The sequence below is a fragment of the Stenotrophomonas chelatiphaga genome (assembly GCF_001431535.1).
Classification (GTDB): Bacteria; Pseudomonadota; Gammaproteobacteria; order Xanthomonadales; family Xanthomonadaceae; genus Stenotrophomonas; species Stenotrophomonas chelatiphaga.
In genome coordinates this window covers 80,215-106,090 of record NZ_LDJK01000008.1, presented here as the reverse complement: position 1 = coordinate 106,090, position 25,876 = coordinate 80,215, and the positions used below count along the sequence as shown (strand labels likewise).

Genomic DNA, 25,876 nt, shown 5'->3' with positions numbered 1-25,876 from the left:
GATGCCGGGTGACCGGCGCCGACGCCGCGGCCAGCTGATGCTGCTGTTGGTGCTGGGCGCGTTGCTGCTGGCGGTGCTGGCGTCGTTCGCGGTGGGGCCGCTGCGGCTGCCGCCGCTGTCGGTGCTGCAGGCCATCGGGGTCAAGCTGGGCGTGCTGGATGCCGCGCAGGCCAGCGCGCGTGACGTCGCGGTGGTCTGGCAGCTGCGCATCCCGCGCGTACTGCTGGGTGCCATCGTGGGTGCATCGCTGGCGATGGCCGGTGCCAGCCTGCAGGGGCTGTTCGGCAATCCGCTGGCCGACCCCGGCATCGTCGGGGTCAGCCAGGGCGCAGCGCTGGGTGCGGTCGCGGCGATCGTGCTGGGTGCGGCGGCACTGGGCGGCTGGGTGATCCCGCTGGCGGCCTTCGCCGGCGGTGCGGCGGCGATCAGCATCACCTACCTGCTGGCACGTCCCGGGCGCGGCGATGGCAACGCCACCCTGTTGCTGGTCGGTATCGCGATGGCGGCCTTCTGTTCGGCGCTGATCGGCTTCTTCACCTATATCGCCACCGAAGCGCAGCTGCAGTCGCTGGTGTTCTGGCAGCTGGGCTCGCTGGCCAGCGCCGATTGGCGCGATGTCGCCGCGGTCACCCCGCTGTTCGCGGTGGGCACGTTCTGCCTGCTGCGCCTGGCGACGCCGCTGGACATGCTGGCGCTGGGCGAGCGCCAGGCGCAGCACCTCGGGCTGGATGTCACGCGTACGCGGCGGAGGCTGGTGGCCTTCAGCGCGCTGCTGGTGGGCGCGGCGGTGGCGTTCGCCGGGTCGATCGGGTTCGTCGGGCTGGTGGTGCCGCACGTGGCGCGGCTGCTGGTCGGGCCGGGCCATCGCTGGCTGCTGCCGCTGTCCGGGCTGCTGGGCGCGCTGTTGATCGTGGTGGCGGACACGGCCGCGCGCACGCTGGATCCGCCGTCGGAGATTCCGCTGGGGCTGTTTTCGGCAGCGCTTGGCGCGCCGTTCTTCCTGTGGCTGGTGATGCAGCGCCGCAGCAAGGGAGCCGCATGAACAGTGCACTGCTGTCGTTGCGGCAGGTCGGCGTGGTGCGGCAGCAGCGGCCGATCCTGGCCGATGTCGAGCTGGCCTTCGCACCGGGCACGGTCACCGCGCTGGTCGGCCCGAACGGGGCGGGTAAGTCCACGCTGCTGGGCGTGGCCTGCGGCGACCTTCAACCGGACAGTGGTGAGGTACTGCTGGCCGGCACGCCGCTGTCGGCGCTGCGTGCCGGGGCATTGGCGCGCCAGCGCGCGGTGATGCCGCAGGAGCATGCAGTGCGCTTCGCCTTCAGCGTGGAAGAAGTGGTGGCGATGGGGCGCCTGCCGCATCCGCCAGCACCTGCCGAGGATGCGCGTCGCGTCGAAGCGGCGCTGGACGCGGCCGAACTCCAGGCCCTGCGCCAGCGCGAAGTGCAGCAGCTTTCGGGCGGCGAATCGGCGCGCACCACCTTCGCGCGCGTACTGGCGCAGGACACGCCGCTGCTGTTCCTGGATGAACCGACCGCCGCGCTGGACCTGCGCCACCAGGAACGCACGCTGCGCAGCGTGCGCACGCTGGCCGACCAGGGCGCGTGCGTGATCGTGGTGCTGCATGACCTCAACCTGGCCGCCGGCCATGCCGATCGCATCGTGCTGCTGGAGCGCGGCCGGGTGGCCGCCGATGGCACCCCGCGTGAGGTGCTCACCGAAGACACGCTGCGCCGCGTCTACCAGCAGGACGTGCTGGTGCTGCAGCACCCGCGCCGCCCGGTGCCACTGGTGGTGGTGACCTGACTCTGACCCCTTCAGTGTTCCATTTTTGATGGCAAAGACCTCTTGTATCTGCCCGCAGCGAGCGCACACTAGCGCCTCCAATCCGTGGTGAGTCCGATGAACGCTTTTCCGCTGCTGACGTTTCAGATCCTGCTCCGCGCCTGCGCGGAACGGGTGCGTCTGCCCGGCGGAAGACAAGGCGGCTGACCGCATCGCGGTTGCCTTGGACCCCCAGCAGAGCGCCCAACCGGGCGCTTTTTTTATTCCGATTTACCCGATTCATCTGAGAAGCGAAGGAGAACGTGCCATGCACCCGCTCGACGACACCCAGACCTGACCGCGCGCCCTGCAGCCAACCGGGACGCGCGGTTTCCCGATGTTGGCATTGCAGGAGTAGTCCATGAACACCCAGACCCTTTCGCTGCGTCGCAATCTCGGCATCATTGCCCATATCGATGCGGGCAAGACCACGCTGACCGAACGGTTGCTGTGGAAAACCGGCCAGATTCATCGCGTCGGTGAAGTGCACGACGGCGCGGCGACCACTGACTTTTCGGCGATCGAGCGCGAACGCGGCATCACCATCGGTGCGGCGGCCGTGCAGGCGCAGTGGGCGCCGCGCGACCTCGCTGCGCACCGGCTGACGCTCATCGACACCCCCGGGCACATCGATTTCGCGATCGAAGTGGAGCGCTCGCTGCGCGTGCTGGATGGCGCGGTCGCGGTGTTTTCCGCGGTCGACGGGGTGCAGCCGCAATCAGAGACCGTCTGGCACCAGGCGCGCAGGCATGGCGTGCCGCTGCTCGCCTTCGTCAACAAGATGGACCGCATCGGCGCCTCGTTCGACCGCGTCGTCGCCCAGCTTGCCGATCGCCTGCAGGCGCGCCCGCTCGCGTTGGGCCTGCCGCTGGGCAGCGAAGCCGCGTTCGATGGCTGGGTCGATCTGGTGGACCGGCAGGTGCTGCACTGGGATGCCAGCGGTTCGCTGCAACGACGGGCCTGGACCGACGCGGAGGCGCTGCAGTGGCAGCCGCAGCGTAATGCGCTGGTGCAGGCCGCGGCTGAGCTGGACGACGCGCTGGCCGATGCCTGGCTGGCGGGTTCGCCGGTGGACGCCGAAGCGCTGCGCGCGGCGGTGCGGCGCATCACGGTCAGCGGTGCCGGCGTGCCGGTGCTGGCCGGCGCTGCGTTCAAGGGCAAGGGCGTGGAATCGTTGCTGGATGCCATCGTCGATTACCTGCCGTCGCCACTGGACCGGCCGGCGGTGACGGCGGCCTCCGGCGAGGACACGGTGCAGTTGCCGCCCGATGCAGAAGGTCCGCTGGCCGCGCTGCTGTTCAAGGTCACCCACATGCAGCAGGGTGCGCTGGCCTTCGTGCGGGTGTACTCGGGCACGCTGCGGGTGGGCGATCGCATCGCCAGTTCGCGGCACGACGCGCGTCGGGTTGGACGGCTGGTGCGGGTGCAGGCCGATCAGGTGCATGACATCGAACAGGCCGAGGCCGGCGACATCGTCGCGGTGATGGGCTGGAAGGATGCGATCAGCGGGGAAACGCTGTCCTCGCTGCAGCAGCCGTTGCTGCTGGAAGCCATCCAGTCGCAGCCGGCGGTGCTGGCGTGGCGGCTGCAGGCTGGCCGCGCCGGTGACCTGATCCGCATCAGCCAGGGGCTGGCAAGCCTGGTCCAGGAAGACCCGTCGTTCCGCGTCGAGGCGGATGCAGAGACCGGCGAAACCCTGGTGTGGGGCATGGGCGAGCTGCACCTGGAAGTGATGGTCGAGCGCCTGCGCAGCGAGTGGAAGGTCGAGGTACAGGTCGGCCAGCCACGCGTGGCGTACCTGGAAAAACCCCGCAGCGAAGCACCCGGCGTGGTCGGCCGGGTGGTCAAGCAGAGTGGGGGGCAGGGCCAGTTCGCGCACGTGGTACTGGACGTGCGTCCACGCGATGATGATGCGGTGGAGTTCAGCGACCGCATCGTTGGCGGCGTGGTGCCGCGCAGCTTCATCCGCGCGGTGGAGCAGGGCGTGCGCGCCGCGCTGCAGGACGGCCCGCAGGGTCATCCGGTGGTCGGGCTGGACGTGGTGCTGGTGGATGGGCAGACGCATGCGAAGGATTCGTCCGAGCAGGCATTCCATCGCGCCGGGATGGAGGCGGTGAAGGCAGCGCTGGCCCAGGTGGGCACCCAGTTGCTGGAGCCGGTGATGTCGCTGCAGGTGCTGTCGCCCGCAGCCCATGTCGGTGACGTGGTGGGTGACCTGCAGCGGCGCCATGGACGGGTGCAGGCGATCGACGAGCGCGAAGGGCGTTCGCAGGTCAGCGGGTTTGCACCACTGGCGCAGCTGCAGGGTTACAGCACGGCGCTGCGTTCGATGAGCCAGGGCCGGGCAAGCAGCACCATGCAGTTGCACGGCTATGCGCCGGCGCAATGAGTAGACGGGTAAGGGGCGGCTTCGGCCGCCCCTTTTTTTGCCCGCCGCAGGAACGAAACGACGGTAGCGCCGACCCATGGTCGGCGAGCGTAGCGGAAGGCAGGAGCGTGACGACCAACGGTCGTCACCCACCGCGGCAGGAACCTGACGGCCAGCGGCCGTCTCTACCGGGTAGCGCCGACCCATGGTCGGCGAGCGGAGCGGAAGGCAGGAGCGTGACGACCAACGGTCGTCACCCACCGCGGCAGGAACCTGACGGCCAGCGGCCGTCACTACCGGGCGTGGGTCGGTGTCACCATCCCAGCCGTGCGGTTGCCATCACCGTGCGGCCGCTGCCGTAGTAGCACGACGACACCGTCGTGCAGGTCGACACATAACGACGATCAGCCAGGTTGCTCAGGTTCAGCGCCAACTGCAGGTCGCTGTTGCCAACCCGGCCGACGTCGTAGCGGATCGCCGCATCGAACAGGGTGTAACCCGGGATCCGGTACAGGTTCGCGCTGTCGCCGTAGCTGCGGCCGTTGTAGCGCGCACCCGCCGCCAGGCTCAGTCCTTCCAGTGCGCCGCCGGCGAAGGTGTAATCGGCCCAGAACGAGGCGGTGTAGTCGGGCACCATGATCAGCTGCTTGCCCTGGTACTGGTCCGAACGGGTCATCTCCGAGTCCATCCAGCTTGCCGCACCGATCAGGCTGAAGCCTTCGAACGGGGTGACACGGCCTTCCAGTTCCACGCCGCGCACGCGGCCTTCGCCGTCCTGGATCGAACAGCGTGCATTGGCGGTTGCACCGCAGGTGGTGTGGGTCGGATCGGGATCCTGGGTCAACAGGTTCTGCTGACGCAGCTCGTATGCCGACAGCGTGACCAGGCCGTCGATGCGGGCCGGCTGGTATTTGACGCCGGCTTCCCACTGGGTGCCGGTGACCGGGTCGAACGCGGTGCCGTCGAAATTGTTCAGCGGACTGGTGGACGAAGGCTGGAACGATTCGGCATAGCTGACATACGGGGTGAGGCCATTGTCGAACACATACAGCACGCCGGCGCGGCCGGTAAAGGCCTCGTTCTTGATCACGCTGCGCGGCTGGGTCACGGTCGCGCCGGTGACCGGGTTGCGGGTCGCGCTGGAGGCATCGTCCTTGGTCCAGTCGTAGCGTCCACCCACGGTCAGGCGCCACTGCCCCAGCGCCAGCTGGTCCTGCAGGTAAATACCGCTCTGCCGGTTGCTGCCCTCGGTGGGGCTCAGGCTGGTGACCTGTGGCAGGTAACCGCTGTACACCGGGTTGAAGATGTCGATCGGCCGCGGACTGCTCATCGCACCGCGCACGCCTTCCCAGTCGGCACGCTGCCAGTCCCACCCCAGCAGCGCGACATGGTCCACGCCGCCGGTGCTGAAACGTGCCTGCAGGCGGGTGTCGAAGGTATCGCCATCCGAATCACCGGTGCCGTAGGTGGCGCGGCGTGCCTGCGTGCGGCCATCGGCATTGAGCGCGCCGTTGGTGACCACGCCGCGGTACAGCGAATCCACATGCGTGCGGCGCGCGCTCTGGCTGAAGGTCAGGTGGTCGTTGAAGGCGTGCTCGAACATCCAGCCCGCGGTCCACAGCGTGCGATTGAACGTGTTCCAGGACGGCTCGCCGATGAAGGTGGTGTTCTTCATGTGACCGTACGGCGTGGCGCGCAGCGTGCCGTCCATCGGCAGGAACTGGTAGGTCGATCCGCCATCGTCTTTCTGGTACATGCCGAGCAGGGTGAGGCGGGTGCGCTCGGCCATCTGCCAGGTGTAGCTGGGGGCGAGGAACCAGTGTTCCTGCTCGGTGTGCTTGATCTGGGTTGCGCCATCGCGGTACAGGCCGACCAGGCGCACCAGGTGCGCGTCGTCGTCGCTGCCGGTGCCCACGTCGAACGCCGCGCTGTACTGGCCATGCGCATCCAGGCCGAGTCGCAGCTGTTGCAACTGGCCCGGCTGCGGGGTCTTGCTGACCTGGTTGACCATGCCGCCCGGTGCCACCTGTCCGTACATCACCGCCGAGGGACCCTTCAGCACCTCCACGCGTTCCAGGTTCCAGCTGTCGAACATGCTGCGGTTCCACTGGCTGCCCTGCGGCGCGCGCATGCCATCCAGGGTCACGTTGTTGGCCCAGCTGCCGGCATCGAAGCCACGGATGCGGAAGTCATCCACGCGGTTGTCGATGCCCGAACTTTCCAGGCTTACGCCGGCCACGTAACGCATCGCATCGTTGAGCGACTGCACGCCGCGCGCATCCAGTTCGGCGCGTTCGATCACCGACACCGACTGCGGCGTTTCGGCTACCGAGGTGCTGGTCTTGGTCGCGCTGCTGACACTGTTGGCCGCGCGGTAGGCGTTGACCCGCACCGCGTCCAGCTCAGTGGCGGACGGCTGCGCGTGGACTGCAGGTGCGACGCAGACGAGCGCGCAGGCAATGGCCAGCGGGCGGAAACGGAAGGGGGAGCGTCGTGAGGCGATGGGTCGTGTCATGGGCGTGCGCGGGCGTGCCTGCACGCCGTGGATGCAAGATCCGGAGGCGGCCGACAGCGCTATGAGAGAGGTGGATCACAGTCTACTGTCGACCCTGTTGAAACGCAATTGCGACCCATTCGCAAACAGAGGGATTGCAAGGCGGGCAGTGCCGTTTGCCGGGTGCGGCCGATCGTGGCGCGCGAGCCGGAAAAACAGCAGTTTCCGTGAAAAAAGACTGGATTAAAGTGATGCCTCACGATAAAGTGCGCGGCCGTTTTCCCTCCCCATTCCCATGCGCGACGACAAAGACCCCGGGACCTTCGAACTGGCTCTGCCGCGCAAGCGGGGCAGGCCGCCGAAATTCGGGTATGCGATGAGCGATGCGCAGCGTGCTGCCCGCTATCGTGCGCGCCGCGCAGGCCAGGCCAACCATTCCGATGTGCGCAAATGCTCGGACATGGTGCTGCTGGACAAGATCCGTGGCGCCATCCGCGGCAAGGATCCCGAGCTGACCGGCTTCCTGGTGCACGTGCTGTGGCAGCGCTATCCGTTGCAGCTAAAGTAAGGCCGCAGCGGCGGGGTGGTGATTGCAACGTGGCTTGTTGATAATGCGGGCTTCATGTTCCACCCGCATTCGCGCCCGGGATGGCTGGCGCGTTCAGTAGAGATGGCTTTCTGATGACCAACGGCAACGACACCGCGCCTGCAGCAGGCTCCCCTTTGTTCTACAGCCGCCCGGTGCCGCTGCAGTCGGATATCCACGGCGACCTGCGCATCCTGCCGGGCAAGCTGGGCTTCGCTGCCAAGACCAACGCGATTCCGTTGATCGTCAACGAGTTCTCGCTGGCGCTGCACCATTTCCCGATCCTGTTCGCCGGCCCGGACGCGGTGCCGATGGCCGCCCTCGGCGTGACCGAGGACAACCTGTTCGTCACTGACGGCCAGTGGGAGCCGGATACCTACGTGCCGGCCTACGTGCGCCGCCACCCCTTCATCTTCATCGATACCGACGGCAGCCAGAACTACGTGCTGGGCTTCGACGAAGGCACCGAGCGCATCGTCAAGGGCGGCACCGAAGGCGAGGCGCTGTTCGTCGACGGCAAGCCGAGCGAGCTGCTGCAGCAGGCGATGGAATTCTGCGGCCGCTTCACCGCCGACCACAACCACACCCAGGCGTTCTCCAAGGCGCTGATCGAGCAGGACCTGCTGGTGATGCGCAACGCCAACGTGCGCCTGCCGAACGGCCGCGAACTCACCCTGCAGGGCTTCAACGTGGTGGACGTGGAGAAGTTCCAGAAGCTGCCCGATGACGTGGTGCTGGCATGGCACCGCAACGGCTGGCTGGGCCTGGTGCACCAGCACCTGATGTCGCTGTCGCGTTTCGGCGACCTGACCCGCAAGCAGGCGCAGCGCGACGCCTGACCGGCCCGCAGGGGTGCCGGTCAGGACGACCGGCATCGCCACGGGTGGCGTCCTGGCGCTGTGGCGGCGGAGGATTTCCGCCGTTCCTGGCCCGGCGCTACCGGGCTTTCGGCGTACGCTTGCGCGGTGCGCGCTTCGGCACGCTCGTTGTCGGCTGGGGCTGCTGTTCCAGCCACGCCAGCGTGTCGGCGTAGGCAACGAAATGCCGCAGATAGTCTGGCGAGAGTGCCTGCATCGCATCGAGCATGCGATGCACCAGCACAGCCGAATTCAACGGTCCACCTTCGGCCGGTGTCTGCTGCAGGGCGATGCGCAGGCGGCTGTCGGCGTGCAGCTGCTGCCAGGCATCGCGCATCGGTTGCAGTGATGGCAGCTGCGGATAATGCGGCAGCGAGGCCGAGCCCGCTTCCAGCTGCCGCACCAGCCCCGCCAGCCCGGTGACGGCGCGGTCATCGCGCATCATCGGAATCCTTCGTGCCCGGACGCGGCATCGGCGCGATTTCCACGCGTCGATTGCGCGCGCGCCCGGCTTCATCGGCGTTGGAGCTCACCGGTTGCTCGGCCCCAAAGGCGGCGGCAAACACCGAAGACGAGGGCAGGCCCTCGGCGATCAAGGTACGGGTGACGGTCAGCGATCGCTGCGCGGACAGTTCCCAGTTGTCGGCGAACTGCCGGTTGTGCGCGTGCACCGGCTGGTCGTCGGTGAAGCCGCTGACCATCAGGATGTCCTGGCGTTGCGCCAGCCAGCCCTTCAACGGGCCGGCCAGGCTGCGCAGGACCTCGCGTCCTTCCGGCTGCAACTGGTCGGAGTTCAGGGCGAACAGGACATTGCCGCTGATGCCGATGCGCCCGTCCACCAGCGTGACCCGGCCGCCGGCCAAAGGTCCGGCCAAGGCCTGCTCCAGGGTCTGTTCGGCGGCCTGGCGCTGCTTGGTTTCCGCATCCAGCCGCCCGCTCAGTTCCAGCTGCATGGCGACCACGCCGACCAGGATCAGCACGAAGGCACCCAGCAGCACCGACATCAGGTCGCCGAACGCGGCCCAGATGGGCGTGCCGCTGTCGCCATCCAGTTCGTCGTAATCGCTCATGCGGCCCCTGCCGGCGCGCGGCCCTTGCCGAGCTGGCGCAGCTCTTCGGTGATCTGCTTCTGCGACAGCAGGCTCAGGTCGACCACTTCACGCGCCTGCGCCACGTAGTAGGCCAGCTGCTCATCGCTGCGCGCCAGCGAAGCGTCAAGCGCGCCGGACAGCTGTTCCAGATGGCTCGACAGGCCGCTGCTGGTCGCGGTAAAGGCGGTCACGGCGCCTTCCAGTCCGGCGGCCAGTTCGCGGCTGCCGGTGGCGGCGTCGGCAACGCTGCCCACCAGTTGCTGCAGGGTGCCCGCCTGGGCGTCGACCTGTTCGGCAAAACGCTCGCCGGTGCGCTGCATCAGCCCGGCGGCGTTTTCGATCAGCTGGTCCACCGCAACGCGCTGCGCACTGGACGTGGCCTGGATCGACTCCATCAGGCTGCCGACCGTACCCATCAACTGGGCGCGTTCGTCCAGCAGGGCGGTATCGCGCACCAGGCTTTCGGACAGCCGTTGGCGCAGCTCGGCGACCACTTCGGCGGCGGCGCGCGGCGCTTCGCTGGCGGCATCCAGCAGGCGGGTGATTTCGGCGAGGGTGGCGGTGGACTGTCGCCGCGCTTCTTCGCCGATGCTGCTGGCGGTCTGCTGCAGCGTTTCGCTGATGTGCTGCTGCTGTGCCGTGGCCCGTTCACTGTGCGTGACCCACTGCGCACCCGCCTGTTCGGCCAGCGCGGTGAACGCCTGCGACCACTGCTGCAGGCGCGCCTGGTCGCTTTGTTCGGTCCGCTCCAGCAGCGCCTGGTGGGTGTCCTGCAGCTGGGCCAGCAGCGCACGCGCATCGGCTTGCTGCGCCTCCAGCGCTGCCGCACGTGCGAGCGCATCGCGTTCAGTGGCTGCGTTGCCTGCGGTCTGCTGCTGTTCGGCCAGCGTCGCCCAATGGGCCCCAAGCTGTTCGACCTGGCTGCGCAGGCGGCCATCGATCTCGCCCAACAGGCGATCAGTGCCGTCCTGCTGGCTGGCGATGACGCCGGACAGCGCGCTGCCAAGGGCCGTGACCAGCGCCGCGTTGGCGGCCTGCTGCGCGCTGAGCGCACCTTCGAACTGGGCGCGCAGGTCGCTGGATACCGTCTGCGTCGATGCCTGCAGCGCATCCAGCTGGCGCTGGACCGCATCGGTCACGCTGGACTGGGTACGCGCGGCGGTCGCTTCAAGGTTCCGCAGGGCATCGCGCAACAGCGGCTGCAGCGTCGTGCCGATGGCTTCAGTGCCGGTCTGTACGCCGCGCTGCAGGGACTGTTCCAGGCGTGCAGCCAGAAGCTCCTGCGCCGCATCGTGGCGCGCGATGAACGCCTCCTGGCGTGCCTCCAGCTGTGCGTGGCTGGCTGCCGCTGCCTGCTGCACGCCGTCCACCATCTGCTGCAGTTGCTGCACCAGGGTGGGCAGCACGGCCGCCTGGTCCTGCATCAGGCGCAGGCCTTCAGCACGCTGCCAGGCGTGGCCATGCACCGACAGATCGGTGCGGATGTGCTGGTCGAGCAACTGCACCGCAGCCGAGCGCTCGCGACGCAGCAGGGCCGAGAGCAGGCCGAGCATTGCCGATGCGGCGACACCGGCGATGGAGGTGCCGAACGCTACCGCCAAGCCTTCCACCGGCGATGCCAGCGAGCCGCGGATGGCCTGCAGGTCGGTGGCGCTCTGCAGCGCCATGCCGGTGCCGCGCAGCGTCGCCATCATGCCCAGCAGGGTGCCGAGCATGCCCAGCAGCACCAGCAGGCCGACCAGGTACGGGGTCAGCGCGGGGCCGGGCAGGGCGCTGCGGTTGCCTTCCACGCGCAGCCGCACTGCGCCGCGCAAGGCGGATGGCACGCGCTTCAGCCAGTTGTCCAGGTCTTCCCTCTCACTGGCGTTGCCAGTGGCACCACGCAGCGCGTCGGTCGCGCGGCGGAACTGCAGCAGCTCCCACCCGCCGACGCAGTAGCACGCGGCAATGAGCAGGGCGACGGCGGCGCCAAGCGTGTTGTGGCCGATGTAACCGATCCCTATCCAGACCGCAGCGGCAAGTCCGAAGAGGAAAACGATCAGGTGCAGGGCATTACGCAGCATGGGGCGGTGCTCGGTGCGGATGGACGGCGGCGGACAGCCCGTCGATCGGGTGGAAACGAAGGTCGAGTTCGGCCAGCAGCAGGTCGCGCACGGTATCGCGCAGCGCGGGCGGCCAGGACGGCTCGGGAAGGGGGTCGGGCATGGCGGCAGGCGATGCCGCGTCGGCGTCCACGGCAGGGGAGTCGGCACTGATCGCGGTGGGCAGGCAGGCGGCGAGGTGCGGGGGCAGGCGGTTCAGCAGCCGGTACTCGCGCGGTGCCAGCACCTGCTCCATCACCGCATCGATCTCCGCCAGGCGTGCGCCGTGGTCGTCCGTTCTCGCCAGCGTGTCACGCAGGCGCCCACGCAGGCGGCCGGTGCTGGTCAGCTGGGCCCGCTGCAGCGCGGCATGCCTGCGTTCGAATTCAACCGGTGCCATGGGCTGCTGCAGTTCGGCCACCAGCGCGTGGATCGCCTCGGCGTGGGTGCTGCGTGCACGCGCGCACTCTTCGACAAGGCGGTCCACGTCGATGTCCGCCGGCTGTTCCGGCAGCTCGGGAAGGCTGCCATCCAGTGCCCGTGCGAGGGCAACGGCGCGGTTCCAGTCCACCCAGCTGCCCAACACCGCAGGCAGGGCAGGGCTTTCGGCCGGGCCGGCGTGAGGGCCAAGCCGCTGCAGTGCGCGGATCAGGGGCGGCCCTGCAACGGGCGGCCGAGGTGACGGTTTCGCCATTGTCAGGAGGCCAAAAGACGAGATTTTACACGCTTGCCACGGTGGCTGCCTGAGCCGGTTCGCCTTCCGGCACGTGAACGGCCACGCGCTGGCCGCGTCATAACTGTACCGGACATCCGGTATAGTACCGGCATCCCGACACAACCCTGTTGATCATCCATGTCGCTGACCGCTTCCGCCCCCGCCACTCCCGCGCTGTCGCCCGCGCGCCGCTGGAGCCTGCTGTTCACCGTGGCCGCCGGCCTGCTGCTGGTCACCCTGGACAATTCGGTGCTGTACACCGCGCTGCCGACGCTGGCCAGTGAACTGGCCGCCAGCGACAGCCAGCAGCTGTGGATCATCAATGCCTATCCGCTGGTGATGGCCGGACTGCTGCTCGGGGCCGGCACCCTGGGCGATCGCATCGGCCACCGCCGCATGTTCCTGATCGGCCTGCTTGCCTTCGGCGCGGCCTCGCTGGCAGCGGCCTTCGCGCAGTCCGCCGGGCAGTTGATCGCCGCGCGCGCGGCGCTGGCGGTGGGCGCCGCTGCGATGATGCCGGCGACGCTGGCGCTGATCGGGCTGACCTTCCACGAAGAACGCGAACGCAACATCGCCATCGCCATCTGGGGTTCGGTGGCCATCATCGGTGCCGCGCTCGGCCCGATCATCGGCGGACTGTTGCTGGCGCGCTTCTGGTGGGGTTCGGTGTTCCTGGTCAACGTGCCGGTGGTCGTGCTGGCGTTCATCGCCACGCTCGTGCTGGCGCCGAAAGGCGTGCCGAATTCCAGCCGGCGCTGGGATCTGTTGTCTTCGTTGCTGGCGCTGGGCGCGCTGTCATGCCTGGTACTGGGCATCAAATCCGTGATTGCCGCACCGCCTGCGTGGGCCACGGCCGCCATCGCTACCACCGTGGCGCTGATCGCCGCTGCCGCTTTCGTACGCCGCCAGCGCGTGCTGCCGTACCCCTTGCTGGACTTCGCCATCTTCCGTAACCCGGCCTTCCTGTCCGGCACGCTGGCGGCGGTGTTCACCTTGTTCGCGCTGGCGGGCCTGCAACTGGTGACCACCCAGCGCTTCCAGCTGGTGGCCGGCTTCAGTCCACTGCAGGCGGGCCTGCTGGTGTCCGTCGCGGCGATGGGCAGCCTGCCCAGTGCGCTGCTGGGCGGCAGCTTCCTGCATCGGGTTGGACTGCGTCCGCTGATCAGCGGCGGGCTGGCGTGTGGTGCGGTGGGCGTGACGGTCGTTGCGCTGGGTTTCCCGCATGGGCTGGGCTGGGTCATCGCCGGCATGGCGCTGACCGGCGTGGGCATGGGCGCGACCATCTCCGTAGCCTCCACCGCCATCATCGGCAATGCGCCCGCCGACCGCGCCGGTATGGCCTCGTCGGTGGAAGAGGTGGCCTACGAATTCGGCGGCCTGCTGGCCGTGGCGATCCTCGGCAGCCTGGCGGCCGCGCTGTACAGCGCCTTCCTGCCGGCTGACGCCGCGTTGCCGGCTGCCGCGCGCGAAGGCATCGGCCAGGCACTGCAGCTGGCTGGCGATGGCGCGCCTGTCTGGCTGGGTGACGTGCATGCCGCTTACGACCGCGGATACCAGCTGGTGCTGGGAGTGGTTGCGGCGGCCCTGGCGATCGGCGCACTGCTCACTGCATTGCTGCTGCGCGGCGTGCACGGTGGCCGCGTCGGCGCACCGATTGCCGTAGATTGAACGCATGAGAACCAGCAATAAAACGAAGATCCTCGACGCCGCGGTGCGGGTCATCAACCGCGATGGCGTGCGTGCGGTGACCTTCGAATCGGTGTCCAGCGAATCAGGCCTGACGCGCGGCGGGTTGCTGTATCACTTCCCCTCGCGCGAGGCCTTGCTGCGCGGCATCGACGAACACCTGGTGCAGGCGTGGGAAGCGTCCATGCAGCAACTGCTCGACGTGCCTGCGGGGCAGGCCAGCGCCGTCGAACGGCATGCGGCCTACATGCGCGTATCGGCTCACAGCGCGACCCGCGCCGAGCTGATCTTCATGCTGGAATCGGTGCAGCCCGACAGCGATGTCGCCCCCTGGAGCGAAGCCATGGCGCGCTGGGCACCGCCCCCACCGCGTTCGGGCGAAGCCGATCCGGCGGTCTGGGACAACTTCATCGCACGGTTGGCGGCCGATGGACTATGGGTATACGAGGGCATGTACAACGGCAGGATCGACGAGGACGTGCGTGCCGGCATCGCGCAGCGGCTGATGGCGATGCTGCGGGCGCAGGCGGAATAAGCGCTCCTGCGAGCTGCCGCGTCGCGCTTACTCTGCGCCAGATGCCACGTGAACCGGTGCGCGCGTCGAAGCCAACAGCAACAGGGCGACCGTCGCCGCCATCGCGAGCAGCACCGTGGCACCTTGCAGGGCCGTCGAGACTCCGCGCGCGACGGCGTCCGGGCCGCTGTCGCCGGCCTGCGCGGCGGTCGCCAATGCCGCCATCGCGCCCAGTCCGGTCGAACTGCCCAGTTGGTGGGCCACGTTGATCACGCCCGACGCTGCACCGGCATCCTGCGGTGTTGTTCCGGCAACGCCGGCGGCGGTCAACGGCCCGAAGCACAGGCCCTGTCCGGCACCGATCAACACCATCGGCAGCCCGACATCCATCAGGTAGGTGGCGCTGGCATCCACCTGCGCCAGCCACGCCATGCCGGCCACGATCAGCACGAGTCCGGCCACCATCTGCGCAGTGGGGCTGGACCTGGGCAACAACCTGGGGCCGTGCAGCGCGGCGGCGAAGTTGACCAGCGTCATGGGCAGAAAACCCAGGCCCGCCTGCAGCGCCGAAAAGCCGAGCACGCCTTGCATGAATTGTGTGGAGTAGAAGAAGAACGTCACCATGCCGCCCAGCAGCAGGAACCGCGCCAGGTAAGCGGCAAGACGCGCCCGGTGGCGGAACAGGTGCAGCGGCATGATCGGCTGGGATGCGCGCGCTTCGTGCAACACGAACACCAGGATAGCGGTGATTCCCGCACCGATGGCAATGCGGGAAGGGGTGTCCTGCCAGCCGACATCACCCACGTTGACGATGCCCCAGATCAGCGCGCCGAATCCAGCGGTGGACAGCAGCGCCCCGAGCAGGTCGAAGTGGCCCACGCGGCGTTCGGATTCTTCGATGTAGCGCGCGCCGGCCAAGGCAAGCGCGATTCCCACCGGCACGTTGACGAAGAAGCCAACGCGCCAGCTCCACAGGTCTGCAAGCAGACCGCCCATGACCAGTCCCACGCTGGCCCCGATGCCGGCGACCGCGCCATACAGCGAGGTCGCCCGCCGACGTTGCGGCCCTTCCGGAAAGTGGATGGCCAGCAACGCAAGCGAGGACGGTGCAAGGATCGCGGCTCCAAGCCCCTGGATGCCACGCGCTGCCACCAACCAGCCCGCGCTGGTCGCCATGCCGACTCCCAGCGAAGCAAGCGTAAAGACGGCCAGGCCGGTCTGGAACATGCGACGGCGGCCAAGGATGTCCCCGGCGCGTGCGCCCAACAACAGGAATCCGCCAAACACCAGGGTATAGATACTCTGCACCCAGGCCAGCTGGGCGTGTGAGAAAGCGAGCTCCTGCTGGATGCGCGGAAGGCCGGTGATGACGATCGATACGTCCAGGATGATCAGCAGGTAGCTGGTCAGGATGATGCCAAGCACCGCAGCCTGGTGCGCGGACCGATTTTCTTCAGCGTTCATGGGGTCCTGTGCCAACGCGATCAGCGGCCGGTCATCTTCATGGCCGCTTCGGGCAGTCGATCACCGCTGATACGGATCCTGGCCAGCTGCTGGTCGATGCGCTGCAGGTCAGCGGGGTCCAGCACCAGGTCCACCGCGCCCAGGTTTTCTTCCAGCCGGTGCAGCTTGGTGGTGCCCGGAATCGGGGCGATCCAGGGCTTCTGCGCGAGCAGCCACGCAAGCGCGACCTGGGCAGGCGTCGCTCCCTTGTCGGCTGCGAGCGCCTTGACCACATCCACCAGCGTCATGTTGGCGCGACGCGCCTCGGCTGAAAAGCGCGGAACCGCATTGCGGAAATCACTCGCGTCGAACTGCGTTGTCGCATCGATCTTGCCGGTCAGGAATCCAGCACCCAGTGGGCTGAACGGCACGAAGCCGATGCCGAGTTCCTCCAGCACCGGTAGCAGCGATTGCCGTGGCTCGGTCCAGAACAGCGAGAACTCGCTCTGCAGCGCGGTCACCGGCTGCACCGCGTGGGCGCGGCGGATGGTCTGCACGCCGGCCTCGGACAGCCCGAAGTGCTTCACCTTGCCAGCCTGGATCAGGTCCTTGACGGCGCCAGCGACCTCTTCGATCGGCACCGCCGGGTCAACGCGATGCTGGTAGAAAAGATCGATGCGGTCAGTACGGAGGCGTTTCAGGCTTGCCTCGGCGACCGCCTTGATCTGCTCGGGACGACTGTTGGTACCGCCGCTGCGGGCACGCGTGACAGGATCCAGATCGAAACCGAATTTGGTGGCGATGACCACCTGCTCGCGCACTGGCTGCAGCGCCTCGCCGAGCAGCTCTTCGTTGACGTACGGCCCATAGACCTCGGCCGTGTCGAAGTGAGTGACGCCGCGTTCCACGGCGCTGCGGATCAGCGCGATCATCTCGTGCTTGTCCGCGGCCGGGCCATAATTCGCGCTCATGCCCATGCAGCCGAGGCCGAGGGCCGACACTTGCAGGCCCTGGCCGAGTGTACGCATTTTCATCGTTCGCTCCGGGTTATGTTCATGCTGATTTCTGCAACCAGCGGTTGACGGTTTCCATGGTCCTGCGCTCCTGGTCGGCCTCCATCGTGAAGGGGTCCTGGATACGCGCACCGGGTGCGTGCTCGCCCAGCACGCGCAGGCTGCTGCCGACGCCGAAGCCGCCATGGGTGATGAACGGTATGAGCGTCTTGCCACGCAGGTCGTGCCGCGACAACAGCGAGCGGATGATCGGCGGCGCAGTCTCGCCCCAGATGGGGAAGCCCAGGTACACCGTGTCGTAGTCGGCGATGCCGGGAATCAGGGCCTGCAAGGCGGGCTCTTCGCCCTCGTCGCGTTCGCGGCGGGCCTGTGCGACCGTCTCCAGATAATCATCCGGGTAAGCCGCGGCAGGCTGGATTTCAAACAGGTCACTGGGCTGACTACGATGGATCAGGCCAGCGATGACCCGGGTGTTGCCCGAGCGCGAAAAGTAAGCAACCAACGTGCGCGCGCCGCTGCGGGGCAGGGTGGCTGCAGCACCGGGTGAGTCCGACGTCGCGGCAGTGCACCCCAACGGAAGCGCTGCCATGGCGGCGATGACCGTTCTGCGGCCTGCATTGTGCGATGAAGTCGTCATGCAGCCAATCTACGCCCGCCGGACTTCGGCTTGTAGTGGCATAATCGGATATCGCTTATATCGGGGCTGCATCAATGGGTGTCGAGAACTACGACCAGTTGGCGATGTTCGCGCTGGTGGCGCGCGAGCGCAGCTTCACCCGTGCGGCCGCGCAGCTGGGTATGTCCCAGCCGGCATTGAGCCGCTCCATGCGCCAGTTGGAAGAGCGCCTTGGCGTGCGGCTGCTGTCACGCACCACCCGCAGCGTGTCGCCGACCGAAGCGGGTGAACAGCTGCTGCGGGTGATCGCTCCACGATTCGAAGAGATCGACACTGAGCTGGCCCAGCTCAACGCGTTCCGTGACAAGCCGGCCGGACGCCTGCGCATCACCGCGGGTGAACATGCGGCGATCTCCATCATGCAGCCCGTGCTCGGGCGCCTGTTGCCCGACCATCCGGATCTGAACATCGAGGTGATCGTCGATTACGGGCTGACCGACATCGTCGCCGAAGGGTATGACGCTGGCATACGCCTGGGCGAGCAGGTGGCCAAGGACATGATCGCGATGCGGGTCGGCCCCGAGCTGCGGATGGCGGTGGTCGGCTCGCCCGGTTACTTCGGGCGGCACGCCAGGCCGAAATCGCCGCATGAGCTTACCCAGCACAACTGCATCACGATCCGGCTGCCGACGCATGGCGGAATTTTCGCCTGGGAGTTCGAGAAGAAGGGGCAGGAGCTCAAGGTCAGGGTCGAGGGGCAGCTGGTGTTCAACAACATCGCCATGCGCCTGTCAGCAGCGTTGGAAGGCCTCGGGCTGGCCTACATGCCCGAGGACCTGGTGCATGCCCACATCGAATCCGGCGCACTGGTGCGGGTGCTGGCGGACTGGTGCCCCCCGTTCCCGGGTTACCACCTCTACTACCCCAGCCGCCGGCAGTCGTCGCCCGCATTTACGCTGCTGCGCGATGCCCTGCGGTACGAAGGCTGAGGCCATCGCATGCGGTCGGTTGGCAGTGGCGTTACCGGGTTGGTGCCTCCACGTCACTGAAGACCTGCACCGCAGGCGGCAGGCGTTCGCCCTGCACCGTGACCTGGGCAACGGCCGCGTCCAGCGCCAGCAGTTCGCCGCTGCTGAGCACCACGTCTGCCGCGCCGATGTTGTCCAGCATGTGGGCCATCTGGGTGGTGCCGGGGATCGGCACGACCCACGGCCTGCGTGCCAACAGCCAGGCCAATGCGATGCGCGCTGGCGTAGCGCCCTTGCGTTCGGCCCAGGCCTGCAGGACGCGTACCAGGGCGAGGTTGTGGGTGATGTTTTCCGGGGTGAACCGCGTTTCATTGCCGCGGATGTCGCCCTGCGCGAAACGGGTTTTCTCGTCGATGGCGCCAGTCAGGAAGCCCACGCCCAACGGACTCCACGGCACGAAGCCAATGCCCAGTTCCTCGCAGATGCCCAGCACCTGCTGCTCCGGCCCGCGCCACAGCAGCGAGTACTCACTCTGCACGGCCGTCACCGGAAGCGCGGCGTGGGCCCGACGCAGGGTCTGCGGCCCCATTTCGCACAGCCCCCAGTGAAGCACCTTGCCGGCATCCATCAGGTCCTTGATCGCCCCGGCCACATCCTCGATCGGCACCTGCGGATCGACGCGGTGCTGGTACAGCAGATCGATACGGTCGGTGCGCAGGCGGGTCAGCATGCCGTCCACCACCTGTTTGATATGGTCGGGCCGGCTGATCAGGCCCGGCCCCCGCGCACCGGTCTGCAGGTCGATGTTCCAGCCGAATTTCGTGGCGATCACGATCTCGTCGCGGAACGGCGCGACGCCCTCGCCAAGGATCCGCTCCACCTCGTGCGGACCGTAAGCTTCCGCCGCGTCATAGAAGGTGAGGCCGCGGTCGAACGCGGTGCGGATGATGTTGTGCATTTCGCTGCGCGACGGCACGGTGGTCTGGTAGGTACGGCTCATGTTCTGCACGCCAAGGCCCACGGCGGAAACCTCCAGCGCGCCCAGCTTCCTTCGCCGGGTCAGGACAGCGGGCGCCGCCGCGGTGCCAGCATTGCGCGCGGTGCGCTGCGTGGCAGAGGCGTGTCCGGGCACCAGCGAGGCGGCCATCGGGGCGGCGGCCAGTGTGGCTGCACCGATCAGCAGCCTGCGTCGGTTTGAATCGGTTGGTTGGTTTGTCATCGTGGACTCCACGTCAGGTTGGCGGGGCGCGTCTGCCTGGGCAGTGCGGCGGTGCGGCGGGTCAGCGCGAGGCGGCGACATGCTGGTCCAGGGCATCGCGCGCCCGTGCTGCTGCCGGCGCGTCACCGGCGTCTTCCAGCAGTTGCACGACCTTCCGCAGCTGGGCGATGGACAACCCCACGCGGGTGCTGGCTGCCATGTGCGAGCGCAACTGGGCCTCCACGCCCGGCATCGCCGCCAGCGCGCCGACGGTCGCCAGTTCGCGGCTCTGCCAGTCCAGGTTGTCACGCTCGAAGATGTCTCCGAACAGGTGCGCCTGGAGGTACTGGTTGATCACGGGTACGAATTCCATGACCGGGCCCTTGACCGGTGCACCGGAAATACGGGTCTGGTTGGCCGTGCCGACGGCCAGCAACGCATCGCCGACAGGCACCACGCGGGATGGCTCGCGGCCTGGAGCATCTGCGATGCCTTGCTGCCGGCGCGCCTGGACCACCTTCATCAATTCGCCCAGTGCGTTGAGGCTGCGCGGGAAGCCTGCGTAGGCATACAGCTGCACCAGGATTTCCTTCGTCTCGCTGATGGACAGGCCGCCATCGAGGCCGCGATTCAGTGCGATGTCCAGTTGCGGCAGGTTGCCGGTGGCGCCAGCAGCGGTGATGAGGGGAATCGACTGCTGACGCACGGTCAGATGCTGCGAGGTTGGCTGGGATACGGTCATGTTCGAAGATTCCGCGGGGTTGTCGCTTGCCTGCGCAGAGGGGGCGGACAAGGTCGCTACGGCGCAGGCAACGGCCATGCACAGCCAGCGGGGCTTAGCGCGCGTGGTACTGGTCATCGGTGACGGCCTCCATCCACTGAACGGGTTTTCCTTCGGACCCGCCGCCCACTGCCAGGTGGGTCATCGGGCTGTCGGGCGCTGCTCCATGCCAGTGCTTCACACCTGCCGGGCATACCACCACATCGCCGGGATGGATTTCCTGCACGGCCTTTCCCCACTGCTGGGTAAGGCCCACACCGGCGACGACAACCAGCCGTTGCCCGGCAGGGTGCACGTGCCATGCCGAGCGTGCCCCCGGCTCGAAGGTCACGTAGGCCGCGCTTGCCGGGATCTCCCGGTCAGCAGCAAAAAGCGGCTCCACCCGCACGTTGCCGGTGAACCGATCCGCCGGTCCGCTCACGGCCGGCCGGGTGCCTTTGCGGATGATGGTCTGTTCGTCGGCCACCGCTGTATCGGCCTGTGCAAAGGGGGCGGTCATGGCCAGGGCGATGCCCACCACCAGCCTGATCATGAGCGCGCTCCGGTGGCTGCCGGCGCCAGGGTGCGTACGTAGAAGCTCGCCAGCTTGCTGACGGCAGCATTGACGTAACGCGGCATCCAGTAGGTCTCAATGTGGGTCGCACCCTCCAGCCTGAACAACTCCTTGTCTGCGTTGCCGGTCGCTTTGGCGAACGCATCCTCTGACATGTACAGGCTGTCGGCTTTGCTGCCGGCAATCATCAGCAGCGGTTGGTCGACCAGTGCGATCTGGTCGGTCGCATCCCAGCGCATGAGATCCATCAGGCTGCTGGTGGTGTAGCGGAAGGTGGAGCGGGGGTGCGCATGGGTCTTCCAGTAGTACGCGTATCCCTGCCGGTAAAGATCGAAAGGAAGTGCAGCGATCTGCTCGTCGGAAAGGTCGGCATCGCCGGAATAGGGCACTGCGTTGCCGGACGCTTCCCGGGATCGCGCGTCGGACGCTTGCCGGAGCCGTTGCGCGATGGTCTGCAGCTGAGAATCGGCGTACCCATTCCGGCGCACGCGCCCGGAATTGAACATGCTGATGGTGGCCACCGCCTTGAAGCGCTTGTCGGTCGCCGCAGCGGCCAGTGAGTAGCCGCCGCCACCGCAGAGGACGAGCAGGCCCAGGCGCGCGCCATCCACGCCCGGGTAACGCGCGATGAAGTCCGCCATGCCATGGATGTCTTCGATGCGGAAGGCTGGCTTGTCCACGTTGCGTGGTGTCCCTCCACTGGCGCCCTGGTAGGCTGCATCGGCGACAATGGCGATGTAACCCTGTTCGGCCAGACGCTGGGCGTACAGCCCGGCAACCTGTTCCTTCACCCCGCCGTTGGGATGCGCCACGACCACCGCAGGGTAGGGGCGAGCCGACGGATACCCCGCCGGGGTATAGATGTTCGCCGCGATCTCCAGCCCGTTGAGCGGGTAGACCACCGGATAGATGTTGACCTGTCCGGCCGCATTGGTGGTCAGGGCCCCCTCGTAAGCCAGCGAGTACGGATTGAGGCGATAGTCTGCAGCTGCGGCATTGCCTGCCATCAGACTCGTCGTCGCCGCAAGAACGGCGACGCGCAGGAGGGTTCGGGTCATGGTGTTCCTTTCAGCCAGGGGTGTGATCTGCGCGGGCCTGCCTGCGTCTCAGGCAGGCAGGTGCGGGTAGATCTTCTCGATCGTGATCGGGTAGCTCCGTACGCGTGCGCCGGTCGCGTTGTAGACCGCATTGGCAACGGCCGCTGCCACTCCGGAGATGCCGAGTTCGCTCACGCCCTTGGCTTTCATCGGCGAGGAATGGGGATCGAGTTCATCGATGAAAATCACCTGCTGGTCAACGATGTCCGCATGCACCGGGACCTCGTAACTTGCCAAGTCATGGTTGACGAAGTAGCCCAGGCGCCGATCCACCGCGAGCGATTCCATCAATGCGCCGCCCAGGCCCATCGTCATCGCCCCGATGACCTGGCTGCGCGCCGTCTTCGGATTGAGGATGCGGCCTGCCGCACATACCGCCAGCATCCGCGTAACGCGCAGTTCGCCGGTGAAACGGTTGACCCGCACCTCGCAGAAATGCGCGCCGAACGTCTGGTGGGCCAGGCCGCCCCGTGCCGTGTCGAAGTCGATGCCATCCTCGGCGACGAGTTCGCGCCCCACCACCAACTGCTGCAGCGGCGTGCGCCTGCCCTCCTGAAGCAGATCACCGCCCTGGAACCCGCAGTCGGCAGGATCCGCGCCGGCGGCCGCGCACAGCATCTCCCGCAGCTTCTGGCATGCCGCGAAGGCGCCTGACGTTGAACTGTTGGCACCGCGCTGGCCGAGCGAGCCCGATGCCCTGGGGAAGGTGGAATCCCCCAGTCGCACATCCACGCGCTCAAGCGGCAGCCCGAGCATCTCCGCTGCGGTCTGGCCGATGATCGTATAGCTGCCGGTGCCGATGTCGGTCATGTCCGTTTCAACGATGAGCCTGCCGCTGGCCTGCAGGCGGACACGCACCGCTGAGTTGGTCACGTTGTTGCCGCGGATGGCGCTGGCCAGGCCAAGCCCCACCAGCTCATCCCCGTCGCGGACCGAGCCGGGCACGCGCGCGCGGCGGTGCCAGCCGAAGCGCTCCGCACCGATCCGCAGGCAATCGGCGAAACGACGTGTACTGAACGGTTTGCCCAGGCTTGGGTCGACGTCCGTATCGTTGCGCAGTCGCAGCTCAAGCGGGTCGAGCTGCAGCTTTTCCGCCAGCTCATCCATCGCCACCTCGAAGGCCATCAGGCCGGGGGCTTCACCCGGTGCGCGCATCGCATTGCCTTCGGGCAGGTCCAGCCGTGCCAGCCGTGTACGCAGCAGCCGGTTCGCCCCGGCGTACAGGGATGCGGTGGGGATCGTGGAGCGCTCCGCGGGCCCGCCGACCAGGTTGCCGGACCAGGTCTCATGGCCGATCGCCTGCAGCCGCCCCATCCTGTCCGCGCCGATCCGTACGCGCTGTCGGGTGGCCGGTCGGTGCGAGGTGTTGTTGAACATCAGGTTGCGCTCGAGCGTGATCTTGACCGGGCGGCCGCAGAGACGTGATGCCGCTGCCGCCAGCACAGCATCACTGAGAACGCTGGCCTTGCCACCGAAGCCCCCACCGATGTAGGGCGAAATGATCCGGATGTCGGACTGCGGGATGCCGAAAATCTTCGACAGATCACGCATGCCCCACGAAACAATCTGGATCGCAGTCCAGATCGTCAGCTTGCCATCATTCCAGGTGGCTACCGTGGCATGCGGCTCCATCATGGCGTGGGACTGGTCGGGTGTCTGGTAGGTCTCATCGACCGTCACGGCACTGGCTGCGAAGGCGGCGTCGAAATCGCCGATGTGCACGTCGGGGCTGTTGGCCGGCGGCTCCTCGGGGAATACCGCGGACGAAAGATCAAAGGCGCCGCGCACTCTTTCGTAACGGGGGTGGACAAGGTGCGCGGCGGCGCGGGCCTGCTCGAACGTGCTGGCCACCACCACGGCAACCGCCTGGTGGTAATGCGATACCGCATCGGACACCAACGCGGTCGCGGCATAGAACTCCCCCTTTCCGAGAGATCCTGCGTTGCGCGCGGTCAGCACGGCGACAACGCCGGGCGCAGAGCGCGCACCCTCCGTATTGATGTCAAGCAGGCGCCCATGGCCAATGGCGGCGCCAACGATCACCCCGTAGAGCTGGCCTGCCGCCACGTCATGTTGTTCGTACGCATAGCGGGCCTGGCCGGCGGTCTTGAGCGGACCGTCGATGCGGTCCACGGGCTGCCCGACCACGGTTTGCCGATCGATCGGATTTTCGCCTGCGGGTTGGTCAAACTTCACGTTGTTGCTCCTTCCATCCGAAGATGGCGCATCACGTCGTGCGGTTGAGGATCGACGCCAGACTGCGCTCGACGAGATCCAGCTTGAAGCGGTTCTGTTCGGTGGCAATCGCGGAGTTCGCCGCCTCGGCACGCAGGGCGGAGATGATCGCCGGAGCCGCCTGTCTGCCACCGCCGGGGGGCGACCATGGCCGGTGGGATACACCGCCCACGGCCACGCGCATCTGCTGGTCTTCGACGATTGCCGCGACCGATACGAGCGCAAAGGCGTAGGACGCGCGGTCGCGCAATTTGCGGTAGACCTGCCGGCCTGCAGGGGGCGAAGGCAGGCGGACCCCGGTGATCAGTTCACCTGGCACCAGCGCCGTCTCCAGGTGCGGGGTGGTACCAGGCGCCCGATACAGCGCCTCCAGCGTGTGTTGGCCGCTCGATCCACCCGGCTGCTGTGTTTCCACCACCGCGCCCAACGCCTGCAGCGCCACGGCCATGTCACTGGGATGGGTGGCGATGCACTCCGTGCTGGCCCCCACGACGGCCAGCTGGCGGCTGTAACCGCCGAGGGCGGCGCAGCCTGACCCGGGCATGCGCTTGTTGCACGGCTGGTTGGTGTCGTAGAAGTAGGGGCAGCGCGTGCGTTGCAGCAGGTTACCCCCGGTCGTAGCCCGGTTTCGAAGCTGGCCGGATGCGCCTGATACCAGGGCCGAGGACAACACGCCGTATTCTTTGCGCACGCGCGGGTGCGCGGCCAGGTCCGCATTGCGGACCAGTGCGCCGATCCGCAGCCCGCCGTCCTGCGTTGATTCCACGGTGTCCAGGCCGATGGCATTGATGTCGATCAGGTGGGCAGGAGACTCGATCTGCAGCTTCATCAGATCCAGCAGGTTCGTGCCGCCTGCGATGAAGCGCGCCCCCGGTGTTCGGGCAGCTTTCTCGACGGCATCGGCAGGCGACGTCGCCCGCTCGAACGTGAACTGTTTCATCTCAGGACTCCGCGCTTTCGATGATCGCCGCGACGATGTTGGGGTACGCGCCACAGCGGCACAGGTTGCCGCTCATCCGCTCGCGGATTTCATGTTCCGTCCGCTTCGGCATGGCGGCGGGATCGTCACTGGCGAAGCTGGGAACGCCGCGCTCGATCTCATCCAGGGCGCCAATCGCCGAGCAGATCTGTCCCGGAGTGCAGTAGCCGCACTGGTAGCCGTCGTGCTTCACGAATGCCCGTTGCAGCGGGTGAGTCTGTCCCGCCGTTACAATACCTTCGATGGTGGTGATGGATGCACCGTCGAACATGATCGCCAGGGTCAGGCAGGAATTGATCCGGCGACCATCGACGAGGATCGTGCAGGCGCCGCACTGCCCCTGGTCGCAGCCCTTTTTGGTGCCGGTCAGGCGCAGCTGCTCGCGCAGCACGTCAAGCAGGCTGCTGCGGTTGTCGACCTGCAGCACCACGGGCCGCCCGTTGACCTCGAGCGAGACCGTGGATTCATTGACCGGCGACGTTCTCGACTGACCTTCGTTTGCAGTCGCACGCGCAGGCAAGGGACTGAGCACTGCCACGGCGCCGGCCGTAGTCGTAGCGCCCATCGCCAGCAGCTCTCTTCGGGTCAATCGAACATCCGTCATGGGCGAAGCGCCTCGGGATGGTTTCCGGTCACGCAGGTATCAGGGCGTGCGTACGCCCGGGCAAGCAGGGTCATGATGCTGGGCCTCTCAGCTGGCAGGAAGGTGCTGGCACCGACTCGCCGTGGAAGGGGCGCAACGAATCGGACGCGTGGTCAAGCTCACTGCAACGATCCTAG

23 protein-coding genes are annotated in these 25,876 nt (G+C 67.4%); 8 read left to right on the top strand and 15 right to left on the bottom strand.

Features of this window, described 5'->3' with window-relative positions; genetic code table 11:
- The first annotated feature begins 37 nt into the window (after positions 1 to 37).
- From ABB28_RS03275 to fusA, 3 genes are all read left to right on the top strand, one after another.
- Entirely contained in the window at positions 38 to 1,042 is a 1,005-nt protein-coding gene (locus ABB28_RS03275) for a FecCD family ABC transporter permease (protein ID WP_057507281.1), read from the top strand.
- The gene (locus tag ABB28_RS03270; RefSeq protein ID WP_057507247.1) at positions 1,039 to 1,803 is read left to right on the top strand and encodes a heme ABC transporter ATP-binding protein; all 765 of its coding nucleotides are present in this window, start codon (positions 1,039 to 1,041) and stop codon (positions 1,801 to 1,803) included. Before ABB28_RS03275 ends, ABB28_RS03270 begins: the two co-directional genes overlap by 4 nt.
- Before the next feature lie 379 nt (positions 1,804 to 2,182).
- Positions 2,183 to 4,210 (top strand): elongation factor G, encoded by a 2,028-nt coding sequence (fusA, locus tag ABB28_RS03265; RefSeq protein ID WP_057507246.1) that lies wholly within the window; start codon positions 2,183 to 2,185, stop codon positions 4,208 to 4,210.
- A 292-nt stretch (positions 4,211 to 4,502) separates the two neighbouring features.
- Here the strand turns inward: fusA and ABB28_RS03260 are convergent, their stop codons facing one another.
- Positions 4,503 to 6,704, bottom strand: a complete 2,202-nt coding sequence (locus tag ABB28_RS03260; protein WP_083491894.1) for a TonB-dependent siderophore receptor — start codon at positions 6,702 to 6,704, stop codon at positions 4,503 to 4,505.
- Positions 6,705 to 6,978: 274 nt separating this feature from the next.
- Between ABB28_RS03260 and ABB28_RS03255 the strand changes: the two genes are divergently transcribed.
- Positions 6,979 to 7,251: a hypothetical protein gene (locus ABB28_RS03255; protein ID WP_057507245.1), complete on the top strand. Its 273-nt coding sequence runs from the start codon at positions 6,979 to 6,981 to the stop codon at positions 7,249 to 7,251.
- 113 nt (positions 7,252 to 7,364) lie between these two features.
- Positions 7,365 to 8,108: a SapC family protein gene (locus ABB28_RS03250; RefSeq protein ID WP_057507244.1), complete on the top strand. Its 744-nt coding sequence runs from the start codon at positions 7,365 to 7,367 to the stop codon at positions 8,106 to 8,108.
- A gap of 97 nt (positions 8,109 to 8,205) precedes the next feature.
- On the opposite strand, the gene ABB28_RS03245 is transcribed toward ABB28_RS03250, so the two are convergent.
- Genes ABB28_RS03245 through ABB28_RS03230 form a run of 4 tightly spaced genes read right to left on the bottom strand, consistent with a single transcriptional unit; the run spans position 8,206 to position 11,992 of the window.
- Positions 8,206 to 8,568 (bottom strand): DUF2894 domain-containing protein, encoded by a 363-nt coding sequence (locus tag ABB28_RS03245; RefSeq protein ID WP_057507243.1) that lies wholly within the window; start codon positions 8,566 to 8,568, stop codon positions 8,206 to 8,208.
- Positions 8,558 to 9,196, bottom strand: a complete 639-nt coding sequence (locus ABB28_RS03240; RefSeq protein WP_057507242.1) for an OmpA family protein — start codon at positions 9,194 to 9,196, stop codon at positions 8,558 to 8,560. Before ABB28_RS03240 ends, ABB28_RS03245 begins: the two co-directional genes overlap by 11 nt.
- Positions 9,193 to 11,280 (bottom strand): hypothetical protein, encoded by a 2,088-nt coding sequence (locus tag ABB28_RS03235; protein WP_057507241.1) that lies wholly within the window; start codon positions 11,278 to 11,280, stop codon positions 9,193 to 9,195. The genes ABB28_RS03240 and ABB28_RS03235 overlap by 4 nt, the downstream gene beginning before the upstream one ends.
- Positions 11,270 to 11,992: a DUF3348 family protein gene (locus tag ABB28_RS03230; RefSeq protein ID WP_083491893.1), complete on the bottom strand. Its 723-nt coding sequence runs from the start codon at positions 11,990 to 11,992 to the stop codon at positions 11,270 to 11,272. Before ABB28_RS03230 ends, ABB28_RS03235 begins: the two co-directional genes overlap by 11 nt.
- A gap of 159 nt (positions 11,993 to 12,151) precedes the next feature.
- Between ABB28_RS03230 and ABB28_RS03225 the strand changes: the two genes are divergently transcribed.
- Both ABB28_RS03225 and ABB28_RS03220 read left to right on the top strand, forming a co-directional pair.
- A complete protein-coding gene (locus ABB28_RS03225) occupies positions 12,152 to 13,681 on the top strand; it encodes an MFS transporter (protein ID WP_057507239.1) in 1,530 nt (509 codons plus the stop codon).
- Positions 13,682 to 13,685: 4 nt separating this feature from the next.
- Positions 13,686 to 14,234: a TetR/AcrR family transcriptional regulator gene (locus ABB28_RS03220; protein ID WP_057507238.1), complete on the top strand. Its 549-nt coding sequence runs from the start codon at positions 13,686 to 13,688 to the stop codon at positions 14,232 to 14,234.
- Positions 14,235 to 14,261: 27 nt separating this feature from the next.
- Here the strand turns inward: ABB28_RS03220 and ABB28_RS03215 are convergent, their stop codons facing one another.
- Genes ABB28_RS03215 through ABB28_RS03205 form a run of 3 tightly spaced genes read right to left on the bottom strand, consistent with a single transcriptional unit; the run spans position 14,262 to position 17,171 of the window.
- On the bottom strand, positions 14,262 to 15,677 hold the full coding sequence (locus ABB28_RS03215; protein ID WP_057507237.1) for an MFS transporter: 1,416 nt from the start codon (positions 15,675 to 15,677) through the stop codon (positions 14,262 to 14,264).
- A gap of 20 nt (positions 15,678 to 15,697) precedes the next feature.
- Positions 15,698 to 16,690, bottom strand: coding sequence for an aldo/keto reductase (locus ABB28_RS03210; RefSeq protein WP_057507236.1), 993 nt, complete (start codon positions 16,688 to 16,690; stop codon positions 15,698 to 15,700).
- Between the two features lie 19 nt (positions 16,691 to 16,709).
- A complete protein-coding gene (locus ABB28_RS03205) occupies positions 16,710 to 17,171 on the bottom strand; it encodes a flavodoxin (protein WP_245625260.1) in 462 nt (153 codons plus the stop codon).
- Between the two features lie 209 nt (positions 17,172 to 17,380).
- On the opposite strand from ABB28_RS03205, the gene ABB28_RS03200 reads away from it, so the two are divergent.
- Entirely contained in the window at positions 17,381 to 18,274 is an 894-nt protein-coding gene (locus ABB28_RS03200) for a LysR family transcriptional regulator (protein WP_057507234.1), read from the top strand.
- Positions 18,275 to 18,305: 31 nt separating this feature from the next.
- On the opposite strand, the gene ABB28_RS03195 is transcribed toward ABB28_RS03200, so the two are convergent.
- The 7 genes from ABB28_RS03195 to ABB28_RS03165 form a co-directional block, all read right to left on the bottom strand.
- A complete protein-coding gene (locus tag ABB28_RS03195; RefSeq protein ID WP_057507233.1) occupies positions 18,306 to 19,472 on the bottom strand; it encodes an aldo/keto reductase in 1,167 nt (388 codons plus the stop codon).
- Positions 19,473 to 19,533: 61 nt separating this feature from the next.
- The gene (locus ABB28_RS03190; protein WP_211260350.1) at positions 19,534 to 20,193 is read right to left on the bottom strand and encodes a carboxymuconolactone decarboxylase family protein; all 660 of its coding nucleotides are present in this window, start codon (positions 20,191 to 20,193) and stop codon (positions 19,534 to 19,536) included.
- Positions 20,194 to 20,287: 94 nt separating this feature from the next.
- Entirely contained in the window at positions 20,288 to 20,764 is a 477-nt protein-coding gene (locus ABB28_RS03185) for a (R)-mandelonitrile lyase (RefSeq protein ID WP_083491892.1), read from the bottom strand.
- On the bottom strand, positions 20,761 to 21,843 hold the full coding sequence (locus ABB28_RS03180; RefSeq protein ID WP_057507231.1) for an alpha/beta hydrolase: 1,083 nt from the start codon (positions 21,841 to 21,843) through the stop codon (positions 20,761 to 20,763). Before ABB28_RS03180 ends, ABB28_RS03185 begins: the two co-directional genes overlap by 4 nt.
- Positions 21,844 to 21,891: 48 nt before the next feature.
- Positions 21,892 to 24,078 carry a xanthine dehydrogenase family protein molybdopterin-binding subunit gene (locus tag ABB28_RS03175; protein ID WP_057507230.1) on the bottom strand — a complete coding sequence of 729 codons (2,187 nt, stop codon included), beginning with the start codon at positions 24,076 to 24,078 and terminating at the stop codon, positions 21,892 to 21,894.
- Between the two features lie 31 nt (positions 24,079 to 24,109).
- A complete protein-coding gene (locus ABB28_RS03170) occupies positions 24,110 to 25,057 on the bottom strand; it encodes an FAD binding domain-containing protein (RefSeq protein WP_057507229.1) in 948 nt (315 codons plus the stop codon).
- A gap of 1 nt (position 25,058) precedes the next feature.
- Positions 25,059 to 25,700, bottom strand: coding sequence for a 2Fe-2S iron-sulfur cluster-binding protein (locus ABB28_RS03165; protein ID WP_057507228.1), 642 nt, complete (start codon positions 25,698 to 25,700; stop codon positions 25,059 to 25,061).
- Between the last annotated feature and the right edge of the window lie 176 nt (positions 25,701 to 25,876).

Coding starts and splice junctions, on each gene's coding strand:
- ABB28_RS03235 (WP_057507241.1), bottom strand. CDS start 11,280: ATGCTGCGTAATGCCCTGCACCTGATCGTTTTCCTCTTCGGACTTGCC.
- ABB28_RS03225 (WP_057507239.1), top strand. CDS start 12,152: ATGTCGCTGACCGCTTCCGCCCCCGCCACTCCCGCGCTGTCGCCCGCG.
- ABB28_RS03240 (WP_057507242.1), bottom strand. CDS start 9,196: ATGAGCGATTACGACGAACTGGATGGCGACAGCGGCACGCCCATCTGG.
- ABB28_RS03165 (WP_057507228.1), bottom strand. CDS start 25,700: ATGACGGATGTTCGATTGACCCGAAGAGAGCTGCTGGCGATGGGCGCT.
- fusA (WP_057507246.1), top strand. CDS start 2,183: ATGAACACCCAGACCCTTTCGCTGCGTCGCAATCTCGGCATCATTGCC.
- ABB28_RS03180 (WP_057507231.1), bottom strand. CDS start 21,843: ATGACCCGAACCCTCCTGCGCGTCGCCGTTCTTGCGGCGACGACGAGT.
- ABB28_RS03245 (WP_057507243.1), bottom strand. CDS start 8,568: ATGCGCGATGACCGCGCCGTCACCGGGCTGGCGGGGCTGGTGCGGCAG.
- ABB28_RS03185 (WP_083491892.1), bottom strand. CDS start 20,764: ATGATCAGGCTGGTGGTGGGCATCGCCCTGGCCATGACCGCCCCCTTT.
- ABB28_RS03220 (WP_057507238.1), top strand. CDS start 13,686: ATGAGAACCAGCAATAAAACGAAGATCCTCGACGCCGCGGTGCGGGTC.
- ABB28_RS03215 (WP_057507237.1), bottom strand. CDS start 15,677: ATGAACGCTGAAGAAAATCGGTCCGCGCACCAGGCTGCGGTGCTTGGC.
- ABB28_RS03230 (WP_083491893.1), bottom strand. CDS start 11,992: ATGGCGAAACCGTCACCTCGGCCGCCCGTTGCAGGGCCGCCCCTGATC.
- ABB28_RS03275 (WP_057507281.1), top strand. CDS start 38: ATGCTGCTGTTGGTGCTGGGCGCGTTGCTGCTGGCGGTGCTGGCGTCG.
- ABB28_RS03170 (WP_057507229.1), bottom strand. CDS start 25,057: ATGAAACAGTTCACGTTCGAGCGGGCGACGTCGCCTGCCGATGCCGTC.
- ABB28_RS03250 (WP_057507244.1), top strand. CDS start 7,365: ATGACCAACGGCAACGACACCGCGCCTGCAGCAGGCTCCCCTTTGTTC.
- ABB28_RS03270 (WP_057507247.1), top strand. CDS start 1,039: ATGAACAGTGCACTGCTGTCGTTGCGGCAGGTCGGCGTGGTGCGGCAG.
- ABB28_RS03255 (WP_057507245.1), top strand. CDS start 6,979: ATGCGCGACGACAAAGACCCCGGGACCTTCGAACTGGCTCTGCCGCGC.
- ABB28_RS03210 (WP_057507236.1), bottom strand. CDS start 16,690: ATGAAAATGCGTACACTCGGCCAGGGCCTGCAAGTGTCGGCCCTCGGC.
- ABB28_RS03260 (WP_083491894.1), bottom strand. CDS start 6,704: ATGACACGACCCATCGCCTCACGACGCTCCCCCTTCCGTTTCCGCCCG.
- ABB28_RS03190 (WP_211260350.1), bottom strand. CDS start 20,193: ATGACCGTATCCCAGCCAACCTCGCAGCATCTGACCGTGCGTCAGCAG.
- ABB28_RS03200 (WP_057507234.1), top strand. CDS start 17,381: ATGGGTGTCGAGAACTACGACCAGTTGGCGATGTTCGCGCTGGTGGCG.
- ABB28_RS03195 (WP_057507233.1), bottom strand. CDS start 19,472: ATGACAAACCAACCAACCGATTCAAACCGACGCAGGCTGCTGATCGGT.